Annotated in this window: 8 protein-coding genes; 4 read left to right on the forward strand and 4 right to left on the reverse strand. The window is 48.4% G+C overall.

Annotated elements, in window-relative coordinates:
• Positions 1 to 54: 54 nt before the first annotated feature.
• On the reverse strand, positions 55 to 219 hold the full coding sequence (locus tag VE954_RS43755; protein WP_414698990.1) for a zinc ribbon domain-containing protein: 165 nt from the start codon (positions 217 to 219) through the stop codon (positions 55 to 57).
• A gap of 168 nt (positions 220 to 387) precedes the next feature.
• Between VE954_RS43755 and VE954_RS43760 the strand changes: the two genes are divergently transcribed.
• The 4 genes from VE954_RS43760 to VE954_RS09930 all read left to right on the forward strand — a co-directional run bounded on the left by VE954_RS43760 (position 388) and on the right by VE954_RS09930 (position 2,718).
• Positions 388 to 705, forward strand: a complete 318-nt coding sequence (locus VE954_RS43760; protein ID WP_349263809.1) for a metalloregulator ArsR/SmtB family transcription factor — start codon at positions 388 to 390, stop codon at positions 703 to 705.
• A 112-nt stretch (positions 706 to 817) separates the two neighbouring features.
• The gene (gene arsB / locus VE954_RS09920) at positions 818 to 1,894 is read left to right on the forward strand and encodes an ACR3 family arsenite efflux transporter (protein WP_324952199.1); all 1,077 of its coding nucleotides are present in this window, start codon (positions 818 to 820) and stop codon (positions 1,892 to 1,894) included.
• Complete coding sequence (locus tag VE954_RS09925) at positions 1,866 to 2,309, forward strand: arsenate reductase ArsC (protein WP_324952201.1); 444 nt, start codon at positions 1,866 to 1,868, stop codon at positions 2,307 to 2,309. Before arsB ends, VE954_RS09925 begins: the two co-directional genes overlap by 29 nt.
• 19 nt (positions 2,310 to 2,328) lie before the next feature.
• Entirely contained in the window at positions 2,329 to 2,718 is a 390-nt protein-coding gene (locus VE954_RS09930) for a hypothetical protein (protein WP_324952203.1), read from the forward strand.
• Positions 2,719 to 2,793: 75 nt separating this feature from the next.
• Here the strand turns inward: VE954_RS09930 and VE954_RS09935 are convergent, their stop codons facing one another.
• From VE954_RS09935 to VE954_RS09945, 3 genes are all read right to left on the reverse strand, one after another.
• Entirely contained in the window at positions 2,794 to 3,513 is a 720-nt protein-coding gene (locus VE954_RS09935) for a hypothetical protein (protein WP_324952205.1), read from the reverse strand.
• The gene (locus VE954_RS09940; RefSeq protein WP_324952207.1) at positions 3,513 to 3,836 is read right to left on the reverse strand and encodes a PadR family transcriptional regulator; all 324 of its coding nucleotides are present in this window, start codon (positions 3,834 to 3,836) and stop codon (positions 3,513 to 3,515) included. The genes VE954_RS09935 and VE954_RS09940 overlap by 1 nt, the downstream gene beginning before the upstream one ends.
• Positions 3,837 to 4,286: 450 nt before the next feature.
• On the reverse strand, positions 4,287 to 4,974 hold a 688-nt coding region (locus tag VE954_RS09945), incomplete at its 5' end, for a pentapeptide repeat-containing protein (RefSeq protein ID WP_324952209.1).

The following is a 4,974-nucleotide window of genomic DNA, read 5'->3' on the forward strand; positions in this document are numbered from 1 at the left end:
GTGACATCCTCTCCCTCCAAGCGGAGTACCGCTATGGAGGGAGCTTCCCTTGCTTCAGGCACGATGCCCAAGGCTCAGCGTCTCACGTCCGAGACGGAGAATGTTCTTCGCAGCATTGTGGTCGCGGTCATGGACCGCTCCGCAAAGGCAGGACCACTCTCTTATACCAAGGCCACTGAGTCCACTCGGGCCTGTCTTTAAAAGACCGATCGAGCAAATAAATAGGTGTCACTGAAATCGTCTGCGGGCCAGGATGACAATTCCTGGCTCCAGATACGCCATCGCACGCCCGGCATTAAGCCAAAAAGACACCAAAGAATATATTTACTTTATTTCGTCGTTCAACGATATATAAGGTTGTTTTAAACCGATGTGAGAGTGCATGCGATGTCTGATGAATGCTGCAAGCCGCCAAGGAAAAGGCCAAGAGGAAAGGAGTTTTCCGAGGCAGAGCTTGGGAACCTTTGCAAGGCTTTGGCTCATCCAGCACGTGTTCGATTGCTCCTCATTCTGATTGAAAAAGGGGAATGTATCTCAGGTGACTTGGCTGAAGAGTTCTTACTGGCACAATCGACAGTTTCAGAGCACCTCAGGATTCTAAAAGAGGCTGGCCTTGTGCAGGGAACTATTGACGGTCCTCGGCGATCCTATTGTGTGAACAGCGATATCCTTGACCACTTCAAAACCATGGTCGATAGCCTCTGATTTTTTTTAAACCAATATATCGTTTTTCGACGAATAACGATTATGGAGTACAATATGGACACCAGAGTACACATCAGTCTTGACTCAGACGGCGATTAGGAAGGTGGATGAAATGAAGAAGAGGCTTTCGTTCCTGGACCGATACTTGACTCTCTGGATTTTTCTGGCGATGGCGGCCGGCATAGCTGCTGGCAATCTCTTTCCGACCCTACTGCCGTGGCTCAATTCAATGAGCTATGGGACCACGTCCATTCCGATTGCGTTAGGGTTAATTCTGATGATGTATCCCCCTCTCGCGAAAGTGAAATATGAAGAAGTCGGAAAGGTGTTCAGGAATGGAAAAGTCCTGGCATTGTCCCTTGTTCAGAACTGGGTTATCGGGCCGCTTTTGATGTTTGGACTGGCGGCAATCTTTCTACCTGACCACCCAGAGTATATGATCGGTCTTATACTCATTGGGCTTGCCCGCTGTATAGCAATGGTCATCGTCTGGAACGAGCTGGCCGAGGGAAGCACCGAGTACTGTGCTGGCCTCGTGGCCCTGAATTCCGTCTTTCAAATACTTCTCTTTCCTTTTTATGCCTACATTTTCCTTGCAGTTCTTCCCCGAGTCTTTGGCCTCCAGGGGGTTGAGATCGAACTGACCATGGCTGAAGTTGCCAAATCCGTTCTCATTTACCTGGGGATACCCTTTGCAGCGGGTGCTCTGACCCGGCTCTGGCTCAGAAAGTCGAAAGGGGCAGTCTGGTACGACACGAAATTTATTCCTGCAATCAGCCCTATAACGCTTGTCGCTCTCCTATTTACAATCGTTCTCATGTTCTCATTCAAAGGCGAGCAAATTCTTTCTGTGCCTTTGGATGTTCTGAGAATCGCCTTGCCACTGCTGGTTTACTTCATCATCATGTTCGCCGTGTCCTTTTTCTTGAGCAAAAAATCAGGAGCCGATTACCAGCAGTCCGCAACCCTTTCCTTTACCGCAGCTTCCAACAATTTCGAGCTGGCCATAGCCGTAGCGATCGCAACTTTTGGTATCAACCATGGGGCGGCGTTCGCCGCAGTCATTGGACCGCTTGTTGAAGTTCCGGTTTTGATCGGGCTCGTCAATGTTTCCCTTTGGATCAGAAAACGATTTTTTACCAGCAATGCAGGGAGGTCACTTGAAAATTCTATTCATGTGCGTGGCTAATTCAGCACGCAGCCAGCTTGCGGAAGGCATGGCCAAAATTCTGTTTGGCAGCAAGGCGCAAATCCTGAGTGCTGGTTCGCAGCCAGCCAAGGTCAACCCCTTTGCTGCAAGGGCACTGAGCGAGGTTGGATTTGATGCTTCAAGTCTTTATTCAAAGGCTGTTTCAGACCTGCCCAAGGATATTGTTGACTCGTTGGACTATGTGATTACGTTGTGCGCTGAGGAAGTTTGCCCAGTCATACTTTCGAAAGCTCAGAAAATTCATTGGCCTCTCCCTGATCCTGCAGGGCGGCCGGGAACTGATGAAGAGCAGATGGCAGTATTCCGATCCACCAGGGACGAAATTCGCAGACGTCTCGAGGAATTTGGAAGAGATAAAGCTCGCAACCTCAATCTCTTTATGGATCCGTCATAAATAATGGATAATTGTTGAGATGAATGAGCGCACTATTTTTCTTTTAGATGGAGTGGGGGCTGCGCTGAGTTTCATCTTGAGCGGGCTTATCCTCCCCTATTTCTCGGATGCCCTAGGGTTGTCAAAGGAATTGATTTACAGCTTGGCAGGTATTCCAGCGATTTGCATGATCTTCTCTTTCCGCTGTTACGGCTTCATTAAGCCGATCAAAAGCTGGATGCTACTGACCATTATTCTAGCGAATCTAGCCTACAGTTTGATTTCTGGCAGCCTCATAGTCTTCCACGATGGTCTGAGTGACGTCGGAAAGTACCTGCTATTGGCAGAGATATTAGTTGTGATGGGGGTCATGATTCTTGAGATCAGGGTTCTTCAAAAACTTCGTACATTCCCTAGAAAATCACTCTGAGGCAACCGATGCGATAAGACGGGCTCATCCTAAAAAAAAGCGTTAAAAGGATAACCCGCCCGAATTTGACTGAAGTCAGACGCGTTCACCAATCGCGCCCCAGCGATGAAGCATCATCTTCAAGCCATAGTGCGCGAACAAAACAAGAGAGGACATCATGGTTCCGAACACAAGCGGAACCATGGACTCCCTGGCGCCAATGACTAAAAGGGAATAATCGTTCTTCAGCTCAACGGCCAGGAGCGTGTTGTATAATCCAAGCAGGGAAAGCCCCCCGCTGAATATGACCAGGGCTGCGACTCCTAGCAATACAGAATTCGTGTCAAAGTTCAGATTCTTTCGGCTGTGCTGCTTGAGCAAAAGTAGTCGAATGACGCGAATAAGCTCCCGTCCGAGCATGAATAGACCAATAACCATGATCGCCAACATTCCTTCAACTCCGCCTTCCAGAATCAGATTAAACATGGAAACCTTCGTTTGAATGATGAACATGACTGCAACAAGTGGGAACATGCAGCCACCAATTTCCAATAAGTAACGCCAGGAATTAGGCAACTTGAGCCAGATTCTTTGTAGGAAATTTGCATGGACAACTTCTATGGCGAGTTGTTCCGTGCTACTGAACCGAAACAGACGAAGCGCTTCAACGCGAGCAGCTTCATGGCTCATGCCCTGCTGGCGAAGCCGTTCAAAAGATGCATGCAAATCGCCTGCGATCTCCTTGATCAGCTGGGTACGCTCGGGATAAGGAACGGTTAGTTCTTCTTCTATTTCTCTCAGTTCTTTGGCAAACATCAAACACCCTCACCAATAAAACCTTTGAAAGCGGTTATCATTGCGTTGAATTGTTCCAGTTCAGCCGTCAGCTGACGGGATCCTTTATCTGTCAACTTATAGACCTTTTTACTTTTGACATCTCCAGCCTCCTGCCATTGAGCCTCGACAAGGCTATCTTTTTCGAGTTTGTGGAGAACGGGATAGAGACTACCAAACGAAATAGAAAAATAACCTTGGCTGCGGTCTTTGATCGAGGCCGCAATCTCATACCCATGCCTTGGACCGTCACGGAGGACGAGCATCACCAGGAAGTATGTACTTGTTTTTATTGGCTCAAACACTGAACATCCTTCCTTTTTATCGTCGATATATCGGCGAGCGATATATCTGTGGATGCTATATCGGCATTTGGCTTCAAATCTTGACTCAGAATTGCCAAAATCAGATAAACAGGAGATAGTAATGAATTAATTTATGTTAGACATCGCTGCCGTGAGACTTGTCAGCTGGTATTGCGATCTTTGACCTAAAAAAGTTATTCTTTATGTGTTGCTGGTTGGAGCTGGGGCCAGGCGCGTTGAGCCTCCTTGGCTCATGAAGCTTCATGAGGGATGTTCCACCCAAAGGAAACATCACTATCAGCCCTGCGGCGTTTCTCCTTGAATAATAGTCTTTCCACCTTCAATTTTGCTACCGGTCAGAATCGAATTCTTGAAGGTCACCAACGATTTCCCATCCAAAGACATCGCAGCTCCGGTGAGGTCTGTGGTGTCAAAGACCTGAGAGTAGAGCTAACCGCTCCATTCGCTTCCTTCCGCCTTGGACTGGCTCACGTTACAAGCGCGAGCGACCCAATAGGCCGTGAACTTCATACGCGTGAGGTTGGAATCTGTGAAGGTCGTGAGATAGCATAAATCCGTGCTAATCACAGCGTCGGTGAGCGTGGCCTGGATAAATTGATTGCGCTGAAAGGACCACTGCAAGCCATGGCCGCTGGATGCGTTGAGAGAAGCTTCGCTGAGATCAGTACCCTTGAAAATATTCCCATTCAACTGAGGGGTCCAAACTTTGGTTCCCTTAAGGTTCGCTCCGCTAAAATCATTCCCTTCAATATTCTGAGCAACCCTGATTTCAGCTCCACTCAGATTAGCTCCTACCAGCCTTGAATTCTTAAGACTGGTCCAATTCAAAGTTTGACCGTTCAGATCCACACCACTTAAATCGCAGCCGTGACAGGAACCTGTTGCCAGCAATTTCTCCAGATCTTCACTCACACCGGCCCACACCGTTTGCCCAGCCAAAAGAACCAGACCCATCCACGCATGACGTAACATTTTCGAGGATGGGTCCAGCAGCCGGACAGTTCCCCTGTAAAAAACGCAAGGTCCCCCTTCAAGTAACGCGCGCGTGGATCCACAGCCCCGACTATGCAGCCGGGTTTTTCTCTTCGCACTTGGTTTGAACAGTTGCCGCTGGACT

It is taken from the genome of Oligoflexus sp. (assembly GCF_035638955.1).
Lineage (GTDB): Bacteria > Bdellovibrionota_B > Oligoflexia > Oligoflexales > Oligoflexaceae > Oligoflexus.